At 67.4% G+C, this 14,621-nt stretch carries 14 protein-coding genes; 7 read left to right on the top strand and 7 right to left on the bottom strand.

Annotated features, from left to right (window positions below; all coding sequences use genetic code 11):
* Positions 1-133: 133 nt before the first annotated feature.
* Genes ACSQ89_RS05345 through ACSQ89_RS05360 form a run of 4 tightly spaced genes read right to left on the bottom strand, consistent with a single transcriptional unit; the run spans position 134 to position 3,023 of the window.
* Complete coding sequence (locus tag ACSQ89_RS05345; RefSeq protein WP_093109580.1) at positions 134-1,321, bottom strand: vWA domain-containing protein; 1,188 nt, start codon at positions 1,319-1,321, stop codon at positions 134-136.
* Positions 1,322-1,327: 6 nt separating this feature from the next.
* Complete coding sequence (locus tag ACSQ89_RS05350) at positions 1,328-1,936, bottom strand: GNAT family N-acetyltransferase (protein WP_436293741.1); 609 nt, start codon at positions 1,934-1,936, stop codon at positions 1,328-1,330.
* 2 nt (positions 1,937-1,938) lie between these two features.
* Entirely contained in the window at positions 1,939-2,184 is a 246-nt protein-coding gene (locus ACSQ89_RS05355; protein ID WP_093109582.1) for a hypothetical protein, read from the bottom strand.
* Complete coding sequence (locus tag ACSQ89_RS05360; protein ID WP_093109583.1) at positions 2,181-3,023, bottom strand: AAA family ATPase; 843 nt, start codon at positions 3,021-3,023, stop codon at positions 2,181-2,183. The genes ACSQ89_RS05355 and ACSQ89_RS05360 overlap by 4 nt, the downstream gene beginning before the upstream one ends.
* Before the next feature lie 149 nt (positions 3,024-3,172).
* On the opposite strand from ACSQ89_RS05360, the gene ACSQ89_RS05365 reads away from it, so the two are divergent.
* Positions 3,173-3,856: a c-type cytochrome gene (locus ACSQ89_RS05365; RefSeq protein WP_436293740.1), complete on the top strand. Its 684-nt coding sequence runs from the start codon at positions 3,173-3,175 to the stop codon at positions 3,854-3,856.
* Positions 3,857-3,945: 89 nt separating this feature from the next.
* Here the strand turns inward: ACSQ89_RS05365 and pcaG are convergent, their stop codons facing one another.
* Positions 3,946-4,551 (bottom strand): protocatechuate 3,4-dioxygenase subunit alpha, encoded by a 606-nt coding sequence (gene pcaG, locus ACSQ89_RS05370; protein ID WP_093109585.1) that lies wholly within the window; start codon positions 4,549-4,551, stop codon positions 3,946-3,948.
* A gap of 17 nt (positions 4,552-4,568) precedes the next feature.
* A complete protein-coding gene (pcaH, locus tag ACSQ89_RS05375; RefSeq protein WP_093109586.1) occupies positions 4,569-5,270 on the bottom strand; it encodes a protocatechuate 3,4-dioxygenase subunit beta in 702 nt (233 codons plus the stop codon).
* A gap of 101 nt (positions 5,271-5,371) precedes the next feature.
* Between pcaH and ACSQ89_RS05380 the strand changes: the two genes are divergently transcribed.
* Positions 5,372-6,331, top strand: coding sequence for a LysR substrate-binding domain-containing protein (locus ACSQ89_RS05380; RefSeq protein ID WP_093109587.1), 960 nt, complete (start codon positions 5,372-5,374; stop codon positions 6,329-6,331).
* Here the strand turns inward: ACSQ89_RS05380 and ACSQ89_RS05385 are convergent.
* Positions 6,307-6,741, bottom strand: a complete 435-nt coding sequence (locus tag ACSQ89_RS05385) for a DUF1841 family protein (RefSeq protein WP_093109588.1) — start codon at positions 6,739-6,741, stop codon at positions 6,307-6,309. The two genes, ACSQ89_RS05380 and ACSQ89_RS05385, sit on opposite strands and share 25 nt — an antisense overlap.
* Before the next feature lie 70 nt (positions 6,742-6,811).
* Here ACSQ89_RS05385 and ACSQ89_RS05390 point away from each other — a divergent pair, with 70 nt between their 5' ends.
* From ACSQ89_RS05390 to ACSQ89_RS05410, 5 genes are all read left to right on the top strand, one after another.
* Positions 6,812-9,982 (top strand): adenylate/guanylate cyclase domain-containing protein, encoded by a 3,171-nt coding sequence (locus ACSQ89_RS05390; RefSeq protein WP_436293739.1) that lies wholly within the window; start codon positions 6,812-6,814, stop codon positions 9,980-9,982.
* A gap of 22 nt (positions 9,983-10,004) precedes the next feature.
* On the top strand, positions 10,005-10,655 hold the full coding sequence (locus ACSQ89_RS05395; RefSeq protein ID WP_093109590.1) for a peroxiredoxin family protein: 651 nt from the start codon (positions 10,005-10,007) through the stop codon (positions 10,653-10,655).
* 48 nt (positions 10,656-10,703) lie between these two features.
* On the top strand, positions 10,704-11,654 hold the full coding sequence (locus ACSQ89_RS05400) for a LysR family transcriptional regulator (RefSeq protein ID WP_093109591.1): 951 nt from the start codon (positions 10,704-10,706) through the stop codon (positions 11,652-11,654).
* 274 nt (positions 11,655-11,928) lie between these two features.
* Positions 11,929-13,539: a hypothetical protein gene (locus tag ACSQ89_RS05405; RefSeq protein ID WP_436293738.1), complete on the top strand. Its 1,611-nt coding sequence runs from the start codon at positions 11,929-11,931 to the stop codon at positions 13,537-13,539.
* Between the two features lie 38 nt (positions 13,540-13,577).
* Positions 13,578-14,567: a UbiA family prenyltransferase gene (locus tag ACSQ89_RS05410; RefSeq protein WP_436293737.1), complete on the top strand. Its 990-nt coding sequence runs from the start codon at positions 13,578-13,580 to the stop codon at positions 14,565-14,567.
* Positions 14,568-14,621: the final 54 nt, after the last annotated feature.

The following is a 14,621-nucleotide window of genomic DNA, read 5'->3' on the forward strand; positions in this document are numbered from 1 at the left end:
GCGTCAACAAAACGCCTTATTTGAATCCTTAGGTGTTAACTGTAACCTGAGGTCTCAACGTTGTGACAACTTTTTTACGCGTTTGCGGCTCTACGGATGGCCTATCCCGCCGCGTGCTTGCTGCATGCGGGGGCTATTTTGACAGCAGCCGCATGGCCTCTTCGAGGCCCTTGAGAGTAAGCGGATACATGCGATGCGACACGAGTTGTTGCATCACGGCAATGCTTTGCCGGTATTGCCACACGCCCTGCGGCTCCGGGTTGATCCATGCGAACTTCGGGAAGGCGTGGGTCAGGCGCTGGATCCACTCGGCGCCGGCTTCCTCGTTGTTGTATTCGACGCTGCCGCCCGGCTGCAGGATCTCGTAGGGGCTCATGGTGGCGTCGCCGACGAAGACCAGCTTGTAGTCCTTGTTGTACTTGCGAATGATGTCCCAGGTCGCGAACTTCTCGGAGAAGCGGCGCCGGTTGTTCTTCCACATGAAGTCGTAGACGCAGTTGTGGAAGTAATAGAACTCGAGGTGCTTGAACTCGGTCTTGACGGCCGAGAACAGCTCTTCGACGCGCTGGATGTGCTCGTCCATCGTGCCGCCCACGTCCATCAGCAACAGCACCTTGACGTTGTTGTGGCGCTCGGGCCGCATCTTGATGTCGAGGTAGCCGGCGTTGGCCGCCGTCGAGCGGATCGTGTCGTCGAGGTCCAGCTCGTCCTCGTGGCCCTCGCGCGCGAACTTGCGCAGCCGCCTGAGCGCGATCTTGATGTTGCGCGTGCCGAGTTCCTGGCTGTCGTCGTAGTCCTTGTAGGCGCGCTGGTCCCACACCTTGACCGCGCTCTTGTTCTTGCCCGCGCCGCCGATGCGGACGCCCTGCGGGTTGTAGCCGCCGTGGCCGAAGGGCGAGGTGCCGCCGGTGCCGATCCACTTGCTGCCGCCTTCGTGGCGTTCCTTCTGCTCCTCGAAGCGCTTCTTGAGCGTTTCCATGAGCTCGTCCCAGCCCATCTTCTCGATCTTGGCTTTCTCCTCGGCCGTGAATTCGCGCTCCAGCGTCTTGCGCAGCCAGTCGAGCGGCACTTCCTTGGTGAAGTCGGTCACGATCTCCACGCCCTTGAAGTAGGCGGCGAAGGCGCGGTCGAACTTGTCGTAGTGCTTCTCGTCCTTCACCAGCGCGGTGCGCGAGAGGTAGTAGAAGTCGTCGAGGCCGAAGGCATCGTCGGAGTTCGGGCCCACCACGTCGGCCTGCAGCGCTTCGAGCAGCGTCAGGTATTCCTTGACCGAGACCGGCAGCTTGGCCGAGCGCAGGGTGTAGAAGAAGTCGATCAGCATGGCGCATCACTCCTTGGGTTCGGGACGCGGCTTGTCCAGCAGATAGAGCAACTGGGCGCGCACCTCGGGCCACTCGCCCGATCGCAGGCTGTACATCACCGTATCGCGGATCGTGCCGTCGCGGCGTAGGGCATGGCCGCGGATCACGCCGTCCTTCCTGGCGCCGAGGCGTTCGATGGCGCGCTGCGACGCGTGATTGAAATTGTCCGTGCGCCAGCCGACCACGTGGCAGCCGAGGGTATCGAAGGCGTGCGCCATCATCAGCAGCTTGCAGGTGGTGTTGACGTGCGTGCGCTGGCAGCGCTTGGCGTACCACGTGTACCCGATCTCGACGCGCTTCACCGCGGGCAGGATGTCGTGATAGCTCGTCGAGCCGAGCACGGTGCCGCTCGCTTCGTCGGTCACCGCGAAGGCGAAACGGTTGCCGGCCTCGCGCATCTGCAGTGCGCTCTCGATGTAGCCGCGCGTGTCCTGCGGCTCGGGCACCGAGGTGACGCGGATGTTCCACAGCTCGCCGTCGGCCGCTGCGGCGCGCAGGCCTTCTTCGTGCGCCAGCGCGAGCGGCACCAGCGCGATGCCGCGCGAGCTGAGCGTGACTGGCTCGACAAACCCCATCGTCAACTCCTCGGAGAGCCGTATTTGCGCATGTACCAGGCGCGCGCGATCTGCACGCCGCCACCGCCGCCGAGGCCGATCAGCAGGATGCCGGCAATGGCGCTGTTGCTGTAGCCGCCGTTGCCCAGGGCGTCGAAGCCGAGCGCGAGGCCGAGCCAGCGGCCCAGGAGCGCGCCAACGACGAACATGACCGCCTGTGCCACGCCAAGCAGCAGCAACTGGCGGGTGGGTTGGCGGCCTTCGCTCATCGGTTGTGGCGTTGCATGAAGACGAGCTTCTCGAACAGCGTCACGTCCTGCTCGTTCTTGAGCAGCGCGCCCACCAACGGCGGCACCGCGACCTTGTCGTCCTTGCTCTGCAGCGCCTCGAGCGGAATGTCTTCGGCCACCAGCAGCTTGAGCCAGTCGAGCAGCTCGGAGGTCGAAGGCTTCTTCTTCAGGCCCGGCAGGTTGCGCACGTCGTAGAAGGTCTTCATGGCCGAGGCCAGCAACTCCTGCTTGAGGCCGGGGAAATGCACCGCGACGATGCTCTTCATCGTGTCGGCATCGGGGAACTTGATGTAGTGGAAGAAGCAGCGGCGCAGGAAGGCGTCGGGCAGCTCCTTCTCGTTGTTGGAGGTGATGAAGACCACCGGCCGGTGCTTGGCGCGGATCAGCTCGCGCGTCTCGTAGCAGTAGAACTCCATGCGGTCGATCTCGCGCAGCAGGTCGTTCGGGAATTCGATGTCGGCCTTGTCGATCTCGTCGATCAGCAGCGCCACTGGCTCGTCGGAGGTGAAGGCCTGCCACAGCACACCCTTGACGATGTAGTTGTGGATATCCTTCACGCGTGCGTCGCCGAGCTGCGAATCGCGCAGCCGGCTCACCGCGTCGTATTCGTAGAGGCCCTGCTGGGCCTTGGTGGTCGACTTGATGTGCCACTGGAGCAGCGGCAGGTCGAGTGCCTGCGCCACTTCTTCCGCGAGCATCGTCTTGCCGGTACCGGGTTCGCCCTTGACGAGCAGCGGGCGCTTGAGCGTGATGGCGGCGTTGACCGCGAGCATCAGATCTTGTGTGGCGACGTAGTTGTCGGAACCCTTGAATTTCATGAGTGGCGTGGAGCAGGGTGGATGAAATGACACATCATTCAACTGCGACGCGCAACGCCCGGTGCTTCACGCATGGGACCGCAGAGGGCCCCCGCATATAATCAAAAGTTGATCTGAAATCTGTATCTCCACGAGATTGTGCGCGCAAAATGAACAAGTTGTTGACCACGATGTTTGCCTTCGCTGTCGCTTGCGTGACGGTCTCGGCCCAAGCTCAGAAGATCACGGGCAATGCCGAAAACGGCTCGAAGAAAGTGGCGATGTGCGTGGGCTGCCACGGCATCATCGGCTACCAGGCCAGCTTCCCTGAGATCCACAAGGTTCCGATGATCGCGGGCCAGAGCGCCACCTACATCGCCTCGGCGCTCACAGCCTACAAGGGCGGCGACCGCAAGCACCCGACCATGCGCGCCATCGCCGACACGCTGAGCGAGCAGGACATCGCCGACCTCGCCGCCTATTACAGCCAGCTCGGCGTGCAGGAAGGCGACGCGCCGCCGGCCACCGCCGTCAAGCAGCCGAGCGAACGCGTGCAGGCCCTCATCTCGCGCGACAAGGACAACGCCTGCACCAAGTGCCACGGCGTCAACTTCAACACCCCGAATGACGGCACGGTGGCCAAGCTGGCGGGTCAGCATGCCGACTACCTCTACGTGGCGCTGAGGTCCTACAAGGTCGACAAGAACCTGCAGATCGGCCGCTCCAACGGCGTCATGAGCGGCCAGGCCAAGAAGTTCAGCAATGCCGAACTCAAGGAACTGGCCAGCTACATCAGCTCGCTGCCGGGCGAATTGAAGACGGTGCCGGAATCGCGCATCCACCGGGCCAAATAAGAAGCGCACACCACAGAAGGACAAAGCCCGCTTTCAAGCGGGCTTTGTTTTTGTCCAGCCTCTCGGGCCTTTTTGTTGTCAGCCGTCGTTCATACATCGAAGAAGACGGTCTCTTGCGGGCCTTGCATGTGGATGTCGAAGCGATAGGTCACGGCCCCGCCCGTCTCGCTGCGCTCGGCGACGAGCGTCTTCCTGCGCTCGGCCGGTACGCTCGCAAGCACCTTGTCCTCCCCATTGGCTTTCGCCTCATCGCTGAAATAGATGCGTGTGAAGGCGTGCAGCAGCATGCCGCGCATCAGCACGATCACGTTGATGTGCGGCGCTTCGCCCGCCGTCTCGGCGCCGGGCTTGACGGTGTGGAAGACGAAGCGGTTCTGAGGATCGGTGCCCGTGCCGGCGCGGCCGAAGGCACGGAAGCCGATGGCCTGCGCATCCTCGACCGACTTCGGATAGGCGCCGGTGCCGTCGACCTGGCTGATCTCGACCAGCGCGTCGTTGATGGGCTTGCCGTCGCCGTCGATCACGCGGCCCTCGATCCGGATGCGTTCGCCGCGCGCGCCATCGAGCGCGAGCACTGCGTCGAAAGGCTGGTCGAAGTCGTAGCCGTACTGGGTGGCCGTGAGGCCGTAGGCGAAGTAGGGGCCGACCGTCTGCGAAGGGGTCTGGCCGAAATTGGTTTCGAGTGCGCTCATCATGGTGCGTGTCTCCTGGCTCAACGGGTTTCGAAGGGCGTTTCGTCGGCGCCGCGCAGCACGATGTCGAACACGTAGCCGAGCGCATAGCCGTCCTCCGTGACGTCGAGGCTGAAGTCCGAGACCAGTCGGTTGCGCGCCTTCTCCGGCGTGCCGGTGATCATGGGGTCGTACTGCATCAGCGGATCGCCGGGGAAGTACATCTGCGTCACGAGGCGACTCGCGAAGTGCTCGCCGAACAGCGACAGGTGGATGTGCTGCGGCCGCCATGCATTGGGATGGTTGCCCCAGGGGTAGGCGCCCGGCTTGATGGTGAGGAAGCGGTAGCGGCCCTCGTTGTCGGTCAGGCAGCGGCCGGCGCCGAGGAAGTTCGGGTCCAACGGCGCGTCGTGCTGGTCGACCTTGTGCACGTAGCGGCCGGCCGCGTTGGCCTGCCACAGCTCGACCAGCGTGTTGCGCACCGGGCGGCGGCGTTCGTCGAGCACCTGGCCGGTGAGGATCATGCGTTCGCCCAGCGGCTCGCCATTCTTGCGCGCGTTGCGCGTCAGGTCGTGGTCGAGCTCGCCGATGCTGCTGTGGCCGTAGACCGGCTGGCGCAGTTCGCCGAGCGAGGCCTTGAGCGGAATCAGCGGCTGCAGCGGCCCGCGCTTCGCGGTCGACTTGTAGCCGGAATAAACGTAGGAGGGATGGCTGGGCCAGTCGCGCGGCGTGAGTGTGGTCATGGGCTTGTCTCCGGGATCGTGGGGATGAACCCGACTCTATTCATGCGCATTGCTGATGTAAATTGACGTCTTGGCGATTTTTCATAACCAACAGTAATTCGATGGCGGCCAGTTCCGAAGCCTTCGTCCGTGGCGTCCAGCTGCGGCACCTGCGCTGCCTGGTGGCGGTGGCGCAGGAGCGCCACCTGGCGCGGGCGGCCGAGCGCCTGGCGCTGAGCCAGCCGGCGGTATCGAAGACCCTGGCCGAGCTCGAAACCCTGGCCGGCGCCCGGCTGGTCGAACGCGGCAGCGCCGGCCGGCGCGGCATCCAGGGCTTCACTGTGGCCGGGGAGCAATTGCTCGCGCATGCGCTGCGCGTGCTGGAAGCGCTCGATGCCAGCGCCGAGGCCGTGATGCCGGCGTCGGGCACGCGCCCGCAGCGCCTGCGCATCGGCGCGCTGCCGAGCGTCGCCCCGTCCTTGCTGCCCGCTGCGCTGGCGGCGCTGCGCGAGCGGCTGCCCACGCTGCAGGTGCAGGTGCAGACCGGCGCCAACGGCCCGTTGCTCGATGCCCTGCGCGCGGGCGAGCTGGACCTGGTGGCCGGCCGCATGAGCGACCCGCAGCTGATGGCGGGGCTCACCTTCGAGCTGCTCTACACGGAGCCGCTGGCGCTGGTGGCGCGCGCCGGCCATCCACTGGCGAGCGGCGCGCCTTCGGTGCAGGAGGTGCTGCGCCATCCGCTCGTCATTTACGGAGAAGGCACCATCCCGCGCCACCACACCGAGAGCTTTCTTTCCGGATTGGGTCTGCGCCTGCCCGCGCACGTGACGCAGACGCTGGATCTCTCGGTGGCGCGCGCGTTGCTGATCCGTTCCGACGCCGTCTGGTTCACGCCCATCGGCGCCGCGCGCGACGACCTCGCGAGCGGCCAGCTGGTGCGGCTGGCGATCGACACCGCCGGCACCGAAGAGCCGGTCGGTCTGCTGTTGCGCAGCGATGCCGAGCCTTCGGCCGCGCGGCAGGCGCTGATCGCGCTGCTGCGCGAGGCCGGTATGGCTCAGTCGCGCGTGGCGCGCCGCTGAACGCAGGCCACATAGGCCTCGCCGTCGGGCGGCCGGCCGGCGCGCTGGCTCTCCCACATCATCCGGCCCAGGCATTCCATCGCCTCGTGGTGCGCATCGAGCAGCGAGTCGCGGCGCGCGGCCAGCAGCTCGACCGCCTGGCGGATGCCGCGCGGCTGGTCGATCGAGCACTGCTCGCTGATCGACAGGTGCATCGAGAGATGGAGAAACGGGTTCTCGCGCCCGTCCTTGCCGTCGTAGACCCGCGCCACCGCGGCATCGGCATCGGCCAGGTCGGCGTGGTACTCGGGGTGTTCGTCGATCCAGCGGCTGGCGATGACTTCCAGCGCTTCCATCGGCAGGCCCTGGCGGCTCTTGGCGAAGACGTCGCAGAAGAAACGACGCACTTCCTCTTGGGAGGGATTGAACATGGGTCGAGGTTAGCAGCAAGCATGCTTGCCAGTGGCGCAAGGGCCCGAAGTGGCGCAGCATCGGGCTCCAATGGCCACGACCTGTCTTTGCCCGGCGTGCGGTTGCGTCAGCGACTCGGATTTCGCCTTCTGTCCGCGCTGCGGCGCGGCGCGCCATCCGGCGCAGAACAACTCTGAGCAAGAGGGCGACCGACGCCAGGTCACCGTGCTGTTCGCCGATCTGACGGGCTTCACCTCGCTGGCCGAAGGGCTCGATCCCGAAACGCTGCGCAGCTTCCAGAACGCGCTGTTCGAGACGATGGCGCAGGCCATCGCGCACTACGACGGCTTCGTCGAGAAGTTCGTCGGCGATGCGGTGATGGCGGTGTTCGGCGCGCCGCGTGCGCACGAGGACGACCCGCTGCGTGCGCTCGAGGCCGCGCAGGAAATGATGCAACGCGTGGACCGCCTGAGCCGGCAGTGGGCGGCGCGCCTCGGGCGACCCGTGACGCTGCATATCGGCGTCCACACCGGCGCGGTGGTGGCCGGCAGCCTGGGGCAGGGCGCCGGCAGCGCCTACGCGGTCACCGGCGATACCGTGAACACCGCCTCGCGGCTGCTCGCGGCCGCCGAGCCGGGCACGGTGCTGGTGTCGGAGGCGACGCAGGCCATGGTGCGGCACCGCTTCGCCTTCGAGCCGGCCGTCGAGCTGGCGCTGCGCGGCAAGGTGCAGCCGATGCGGGTTCACCGCCTGGCCGGCGCGCGCACGGATCTGGCCTCCGCGCGCGGCCTGGCCGAACTCGGACTGGCGGCGCCGCTGGTCGGGCGCGACGCGGCGATCGCGTGCCTGCTGGCCGCATTCGACCGCATGCAGCGCGGCCAGGCCCAGCTCGTCAGCGTGATCGGGGAGGCCGGCGCGGGCAAGTCGCGCCTTCTTGCCGAGCTGTTCGCGCGGCTCGAAAGCGACGGCCGGTTCGCCGCGACGGTCGTGCGCCGCACCACCTGCTCGTCGCTCGGAGAGCCGACCTACGGCACCTTCGGCGCGCTGTTCCGCGAGGCCTACCGCGTCGAGGAGGCCGACACGCTGGAGGCGGCCCGGCGCAAGCTGCAACAGGGTTTGCAGGCCCTGGGTGCCGATGCGGACGAGGCCGATGCGGTGGCGCAGGTGCTGAACTACCTGCTCGGCATTCAAGAGGCCCGCCCCCGCGACATCGAACCCGAACAGCTGCAGCGCCAGATCACGCTGGCGGCGCGCGCTCTGCTCGAGCGGCGGTTGGCGCGGCAGCCGGTCATGGTCGTCATCGACGACCTGCAATGGGCCGACGCGGCCTCGGTGGACCTGCTGCGCGAGGTCGTCGACCAGCTGGCGGACCGGCCCCTGATGCTGCTGGTCTCGCAGCGCCCCGATGGGCGCGCGCTGCGCACCCTGCTCGCCGAGCACTCGACGGTCGAGCTCGGCCCGCTCGGCGACGAGGACGCCCGCTCGCTGGTGAACCATCTGCTCGGAGCCCCTGCTGCCGACGACGGCCTGGCGCCGATGCGCGATTTCGTCGCGGCCCGCGCCGGCGGCAACCCGCTGTTCGTCGAGGAAGTCGTGCGCAGCCTGGCCGGCCGTGGCCTGCTGGTGCGCAAGCAAGGGCGCTGGGTGTGCGCGGCAGATTGCGACGCGCCGGATGTTCCGCCCACGCTGTATGGCCTGCTGCTGTCGCGCATCGACCGGCTGGCCGCCGAGGACCGCCGGGCGCTGCAGGAAGCGGCCGTGCTGGGGGCCGAGTTCGACCGCGCGCTGTTGCAGCGCATCGCGAGCGAGCCGAGGTCGACCGAGGCGGCGCTGCACCGGCTGGCCGTGGCCGACCTGATTCGCGCCGACGGGTCCAGCGAACAACGCTGGCGCTTCACGCACGCCTTGCTGCACGAGGTGGCCTATCAAAACCTGCTGCTGGCGCGTCGCACCGAGCTGCACCAGCGCGCGGGCCGCGCGCTGGAAGCCGAGCTCGGCGCGGATGCGCAGGCCCCGGCCGATGGCGAAGGCCGCGGCCCGCGCCGCCTGGCCGAGCTGGAGGCGCTGGGCCACCACTGGAGCCTGTCGCCGGACAAGGCGCGTGGCGCGCACTACCTGCTGGCCGCCGGCGACTGGGCGCGCGCGGTCTATGCGAACGACGACGCGATCCGCCACTACGAGCGCGCGCTGCGCACTCTGGCCGAGGCATCGGTGGACACGGCTGCCGCAGCGGCCGAGGTCGAGGCCGCGGAGCTCGACGCGCGCGAGCGGCTCGGCGACCTGTTCGGCCTGCAGGGCCGGCGCGCCGAGGCGCTGGCGCACTACGAGCTCGTGCAGCGGGCGGTCGAAGGGCAGCGCGATCCGGTGCGGGCTGCGCGCCTGCTGCGCAAGATCGGCGGCCTGCACTGGGAGGCCGGCGAGCGCGAGCGCGCGGGTGCCTGCTTCAACGCCGGCCTGGCTCGCCTGGGCGAAGACGGCGATGCGATCGAACGCGCGCACTTGTTCCAGGAGATGGGCCGGCTCGCCTTTCGTGCCGGCGACAACGCCACCGCCCTGACGCTGGCGCAGCGCGCGCTGGCCGAGGTGCCCGCCGATGCCGCCGGGCGCACGCGTGAGGCCAACGTCGTGCGCGCCGAGGCATGCAACACGCTCGGCATCGCGCTGGCGCGCCTGGGGCGGCCGGTCGAGGCGGTGGGGCATATCGAAAGCAGCGTCGCCGAGGCCGAAGCCAACAACCTTCTGCAGGCGGCCTGCCGCGGCTACACCAACCTGGGCGTGCTGTACGCGTCGCTCGATCCGCAGCGCAGCATCGAGACCTGCCTGCGCGGACTCGAAACCGCCAAGAAGGTCGGTGACCTCGGCTTCCAGTCGCGGCTGTATGCCAACCTGGCGGTGGCCTACTGCGCACTGACCAATCGGTGCGAGGCCGAGGGCATCGCGGCGGCGCACGCCGCGGCCAGCCTGGACCGCCGGCTCGGACTGCTCGATCACCTCGCGGTGCCGCTGATCGTGCTGGCCCAGATCCACCAGTGCCATGGCGATCATGCGCGCGCCTTCGCGTGGTACCGGGAGGCGTTGCAATTGGCCGAGCAGGTCGACGAGCCTCAACTGCTCTTTCCCTGCTACGATGGTTTGGCAACGTTGTATCTCGACACTGGGCGCCCGGCCGAGGCCGAGGCCTATCTCGCGAAGGCGCAGGCGGTTTGCGAACGCGCCGGCCTCGAGCCCGACGCCCTGATGGTGCTTCCGTTCCTTTGTTGAACCTGCCGGAAGGAGCCTCGACATGACATCCGCGATGAGTCAACCCGTGATGCCGGGCGAACCCGCCCCCGATTTCGCGCTGCCGGCAGTGGCCGGGCCCGAGACCGTTTCGCTCGCCGATTACCGCGGGCGCAGCCCCTTGTTCCTCTCGCTGATGCTCGGCCTGTGGTGTCCGTTCTGCCGACGACAGATCGTCCAGCTCGGCGCGCTCGAGGGCAAGCTCAAGGCGCTGGGCGTCGAGAGCCTGGCCGTGGTGGCGACGGCGCCGGAGAACGCGCGGCTGTATTTCAAGTTCAGGCCGACGCGGCTGCGGCTGGCGTCCGACCCCGATTTGACGACGCACCGCGCGTTCAGGGTGCCGAAGCCCGAGCCGACGCCGGCGATGATGCAGGAGATGGAGACCACCCGGATCAACCCCACCGGCGAACTGCCCGAGCCGCTGCCGATCCCCGAGGCCGGCAGGGTGCTGCAGGAACTCGACGGCTACGTCAACACGCCGGCCGACCTGGCCGATATCGATCGGCAATGGCCGCAGCTGAAGGCGATGTTCATGATCGATCGCGACGGCATCGTGCGCTGGATGGACATCGAGTGCGCCGCCGAGGGCATGGCCGGCATCGGCAAGCTCCCGTCCGAAGACGTGATCCTCGGCGCTGCCCGCGCCCTGCAATGAGCGAAGAGAGGCCGGGCGCGCCGGCGGCATGGGTGTCGCGCTGAATCGATGGACCGCCTCGAAAACATAGAGACATTCGTCCGCGTCGCGCAGACCCAGAGCTTCGCCGAGGCCGCCAGGCAGATGCGGGTGGCCAAGTCGGTGGTCACCAGCCGCGTGAAGCAGCTCGAAGACCACGTCGGCGCGCCGCTCTTCCACCGCAGCACGCGGGTCGTGCGGCTCAGCGACGTCGGGCAGGCCTTCCTGCGCGACTGCACCGAACTGGTCGGGCGGGCCAATGACATCATGGACCAGATGCGCGGCGCGCGTGCCGGGCCGACCGGCACGCTGCGCATCCACGCGCTGACCGGCTTCGTGCTCGGCCACTTTGCATCGCTGCTGCGCGCCTTCCAGGTCAGCTACCCCGACATCCACCTCGAACTGATCGTGAGCGACGCGGTGGTGGATCCGGTCAAGACCGGCGTGGACTGTGCGCTGCAGATCTTTCCGGCCGCTTCCACCGAACTCGTCTCGCGGCCGCTCTTCCCGGTGCGCCGCGTGTTCTGCGCCACGCCCGAGTACCTGCGCACGCACGGCGCGCCGCAGAGTCCGCGCGACCTGCACAAGCACACGCTCGGCCTCTATTCCGGCTATCCGACCCGCGACCGCTGGACCTTCCATCACGAAGGCGAGCAGGTGACGATCTACATGAGCGCCGCGCTCTTGACCAACAGCGTGCACCTGCTGCGCGAATACGCGCTCGAACATGCCGGCATCGTCTGCCTGCCGACGCTGGTGGCGGGCGATGCGATCCTGGGCGGCGATCTGCAGGTGGTGCTGCCCGAACACCAGCTGTCCTCGTTCTCGCTCAGCGCGGTCTATGCGGGCACTTCGCGCAACGCCTTCAAGCTGCGCCTCTTCATCGAGCACATCACCGCGGCCTTCTCGCGCGTGCCGCCGTGGGATGCCGCGATGATCGAGCGCGGCTTGCTGCCGGCCGATTTGATTGCAGACGCTTAGATACGGAGCCGCCTGAACGCCGCCGTTGGCGCAATTCCTACAGAGCATTGACATCTCGCTGACAGAAGGCGGGTCTTCAATGGCGCACTCTGGTGTTTCGATGTGGTGCCGACGAGCCGTGCTCTGGGCACGAGCGCATGGTATGAAAAGCGCGCCACATCTCTTCACAAACTCACACCGGCGTTTCACAGAAACGGGCAACTCGCAGGCCGCGTCGCATTGACCGCGCGCCTTGCCGCTGGAGAGCGGCGCAGGCTGTTCAAAGGGACCATCAATGAACACTTCCGGCTGGGTCTTCTCGCCGGCACGCTCGGGAGCAGGCAAGGGCTTCGCTGTCGCCACGGTGGCGGTCTGGACCTTGCTCGTGCTCGCGCTCATGTCGCGCCACGTGTTCTGGCGCGATGAGGTGCGCGCGCTGTCGCTGGCCTTGCAAGGCGAGGGCGTGCTGGCGATGCTGCGCGGCCTGCAGGGCGAAGGCCATCCAGTGATCTGGTACCTGCTGCTGCGCGCAGCGCACACCGTCGTGGCGTCGCCGGTGGTCCTGCCTGCCGTGTCCTTCCTGGTGGCACTCGCGTCCGCCTGCCTGCTGACACGGCACTCGCCGTTCGGATGGGTGCTGATCGCCGGCGTGCTGCTCGGCCAGGCCGGGCTGTACGAATACGCGGTGGTGGCGCGCAACTACGGCATCGGCATGCTGGCGATGTTCGCGTTCGCCACCCTCTATAGACGATATCGGGACCGCGGCATCGCGCTGGGTTTGCTCCTGCTGGTGCTCGCGAACTCCAGCGCGCATGCCGTGCTGCTGGCGGGCGCATTCGCGCTTTTCTGGATGCTCGACCTGGCCTGGCAACGGCCTCCCGCGCCAGCGCGCGCGTGGCGCAACTTCGCGCTGAACGCGGCCCTCGCGGCCTTGGGCGCGGCGCTGTGCGTCGCGACCATCTATCCGCCATTCAACGACGCTGCACAGATCGCGCGGCCGGAAGGCGGCACCGCTGCGGCGATGGCAAAGGCCTTGCTGTTGCCCTCGTCCTCGTTCGGCGAAGTGTCCGGATACCGGCTCTTCAGCGATCTGCTCGAGCCTCTGTCCGGCGAGGATCAGCCCCGGACCCTTGCGCTCTACTTCCTGACCTCGGTGCTGATGGTCGGAAGCGCGCTCGGGCTGGTGCGCCGGCCCGCTGCGCTGGTCGCCGTCTGGGTGGCGCTTTTCGGCTTCTGCGTCTTCTTTGCGTTTGTTTATCCCGGAAGCTATCGGCATCAGGCGCTTTGGCTGATGTTCCTCGTTTCGCTGTACTGGATCGTGTGGCGCGAGGCCGCGCCGTCGCCTGGCGGCTCCGCCCTGCGGCGGCGCGTGGGCGAGATGGGCGCGGCGCTGTTCGTGGCCATCGTTCTGCTCCAGGTCCCGGGCGGACTCTTCAAGCTGGCCCAACTCGCCCAGGCCGATGCGCCGGAAAGCCGCAGCCGTGACTTCGGGCGGCTGATGGCGCGGCATCCTGAATTGCGCGACGCGACGATCCTGGGCGATCCCGACTACCTGGTCGAGCCGCTCGCGTACTACGTTGCGAATCGCACCTACCTGATGCGCGAGCAGCGATTCGGAAAGGTTGTCGTGTTCACGCGGCGCGCCCGCCAGTCCCTCACCCTGGACGACATCCTGGCCGATGCGCATCGCGTGCGCGACTCGACCGGCCAGCCGGTCGTCATCCTTCTCGCGGAGCGGCTGGATCGTTCGGCACCCGCGCGGACGATCACCGAGGGCTACAGCTGGACGCTGTCCACCAGCCCCGAACAGGTGGAGCGGTTCCTTGCGGCCACGCGTCGCATCGAGCGCTTTGCGCCCGCCTGCTGCAGCGACGAGAGCTTCGATGTCTACGTGCTCGATCGCTGATACCCGGCCCCATCGAACAATGGAACACAGCAACGCCCATGTCTTCCGCACCCGCCTCGCATTCGCGCCCCGCCGCCCGGCAAGCCGGACGGCCCGCCGACTACCTCGCCATCGCACGCCTGGACCACAGCACCAAGCACATCCTCATCGTTCCCGGCATGGTCCTGGCGTACCTGCTGCGCGGGGTTCATGCCGACGACGTCGCGCAGCAGGTCGTGCTCGGCCTGCTCTCGGCCGTCGGCATCGCGTCCGCCAACTACGTCATCAACGAATGGCTGGACCGTGAATCCGACAGGCACCACCCGACCAAGTCGCAGCGCTCGGCCGTCCAGCGCCAGTTGCTCGGCCGCTGGGTGCTGCTGGAGTGGTTCTGCTGGCTGGCCCCGGGCATCGGCAGTGCATACCTGGCGAGCGGGACGATGCTGCTGGTCGCCGTGCTGTTCGCGCTGCAGGGCTTGGTCTACAACGTGCCGCCTCTGCGGAGCAAGGACAAGGCCTACCTCGACGTGATCTCGGAATCGGTCAACAACCCCCTTCGCTTGACGATCGGCTGGGCCATGATCGATCCGACGACCGTGCCGCCCGGGTCCGTCATCCTCTCCTACTGGCTGGGCGGCGCGTTCCTCATGGCGGCGAAGCGACTGTCGGAGTACAGGGAGATCGTGGCCTCGCACGGCCGCGGACTGCTCGTGCGCTATCGCGTCAGCTTCGCGGGCTACACGGACACCTCGCTCACGGTCTCGTGTTTCGTCTACGCGATGCTGTCGGCCTTCTTCCTGGCGGTCTTCCTGCTGAAGTACCGCATCGAATACCTCATCCTGATGCCGCTCGTGGTGGCGCTTTTCGGGCAGTACCTCGCGCTCTCCATGCAGCCCGGCTCGGCGGCCCAGAAGCCGGAGAAGCTCTTCAAGGAGCGCGGCCTCGTGTTGCTGGTGCTGCTGCTCGGACTGGCGTTCGCGGTCAGCACCTTCGTCAACATTCCCGTGCTCGAGCCCTTGACCGCTCAGCGCTTCATCAGGCTTCCATGAGCGGCCTGCCGCCTCCTCATCCCAGCGAGTAGGACGCTATCCGTTCGTTCCGCT

Source organism: Variovorax sp. LjRoot175 (assembly GCF_964253805.1).
Lineage (GTDB): Bacteria > Pseudomonadota > Gammaproteobacteria > Burkholderiales > Burkholderiaceae_C > Variovorax.

What these genes read in the sequence shown, in the direction of transcription:
- pcaG (WP_093109585.1), bottom strand. Translation starts at nt 4,551, where the DNA reads ATGATGAGCGCACTCGAAACCAATTTCGGCCAGACCCCTTCGCAGACG.
- ACSQ89_RS05360 (WP_093109583.1), bottom strand. Translation starts at nt 3,023, where the DNA reads ATGAAATTCAAGGGTTCCGACAACTACGTCGCCACACAAGATCTGATG.
- ACSQ89_RS05395 (WP_093109590.1), top strand. Translation starts at nt 10,005, where the DNA reads ATGACATCCGCGATGAGTCAACCCGTGATGCCGGGCGAACCCGCCCCC.
- ACSQ89_RS05380 (WP_093109587.1), top strand. Translation starts at nt 5,372, where the DNA reads ATGGCGGCCAGTTCCGAAGCCTTCGTCCGTGGCGTCCAGCTGCGGCAC.
- ACSQ89_RS05355 (WP_093109582.1), bottom strand. Translation starts at nt 2,184, where the DNA reads ATGAGCGAAGGCCGCCAACCCACCCGCCAGTTGCTGCTGCTTGGCGTG.
- ACSQ89_RS05350 (WP_436293741.1), bottom strand. Translation starts at nt 1,936, where the DNA reads ATGGGGTTTGTCGAGCCAGTCACGCTCAGCTCGCGCGGCATCGCGCTG.
- ACSQ89_RS05400 (WP_093109591.1), top strand. Translation starts at nt 10,704, where the DNA reads ATGGACCGCCTCGAAAACATAGAGACATTCGTCCGCGTCGCGCAGACC.
- ACSQ89_RS05390 (WP_436293739.1), top strand. Translation starts at nt 6,812, where the DNA reads ATGGCCACGACCTGTCTTTGCCCGGCGTGCGGTTGCGTCAGCGACTCG.
- ACSQ89_RS05405 (WP_436293738.1), top strand. Translation starts at nt 11,929, where the DNA reads ATGAACACTTCCGGCTGGGTCTTCTCGCCGGCACGCTCGGGAGCAGGC.
- ACSQ89_RS05365 (WP_436293740.1), top strand. Translation starts at nt 3,173, where the DNA reads ATGAACAAGTTGTTGACCACGATGTTTGCCTTCGCTGTCGCTTGCGTG.
- ACSQ89_RS05385 (WP_093109588.1), bottom strand. Translation starts at nt 6,741, where the DNA reads ATGTTCAATCCCTCCCAAGAGGAAGTGCGTCGTTTCTTCTGCGACGTC.
- ACSQ89_RS05345 (WP_093109580.1), bottom strand. Translation starts at nt 1,321, where the DNA reads ATGCTGATCGACTTCTTCTACACCCTGCGCTCGGCCAAGCTGCCGGTC.
- pcaH (WP_093109586.1), bottom strand. Translation starts at nt 5,270, where the DNA reads ATGACCACACTCACGCCGCGCGACTGGCCCAGCCATCCCTCCTACGTT.
- ACSQ89_RS05410 (WP_436293737.1), top strand. Translation starts at nt 13,578, where the DNA reads ATGTCTTCCGCACCCGCCTCGCATTCGCGCCCCGCCGCCCGGCAAGCC.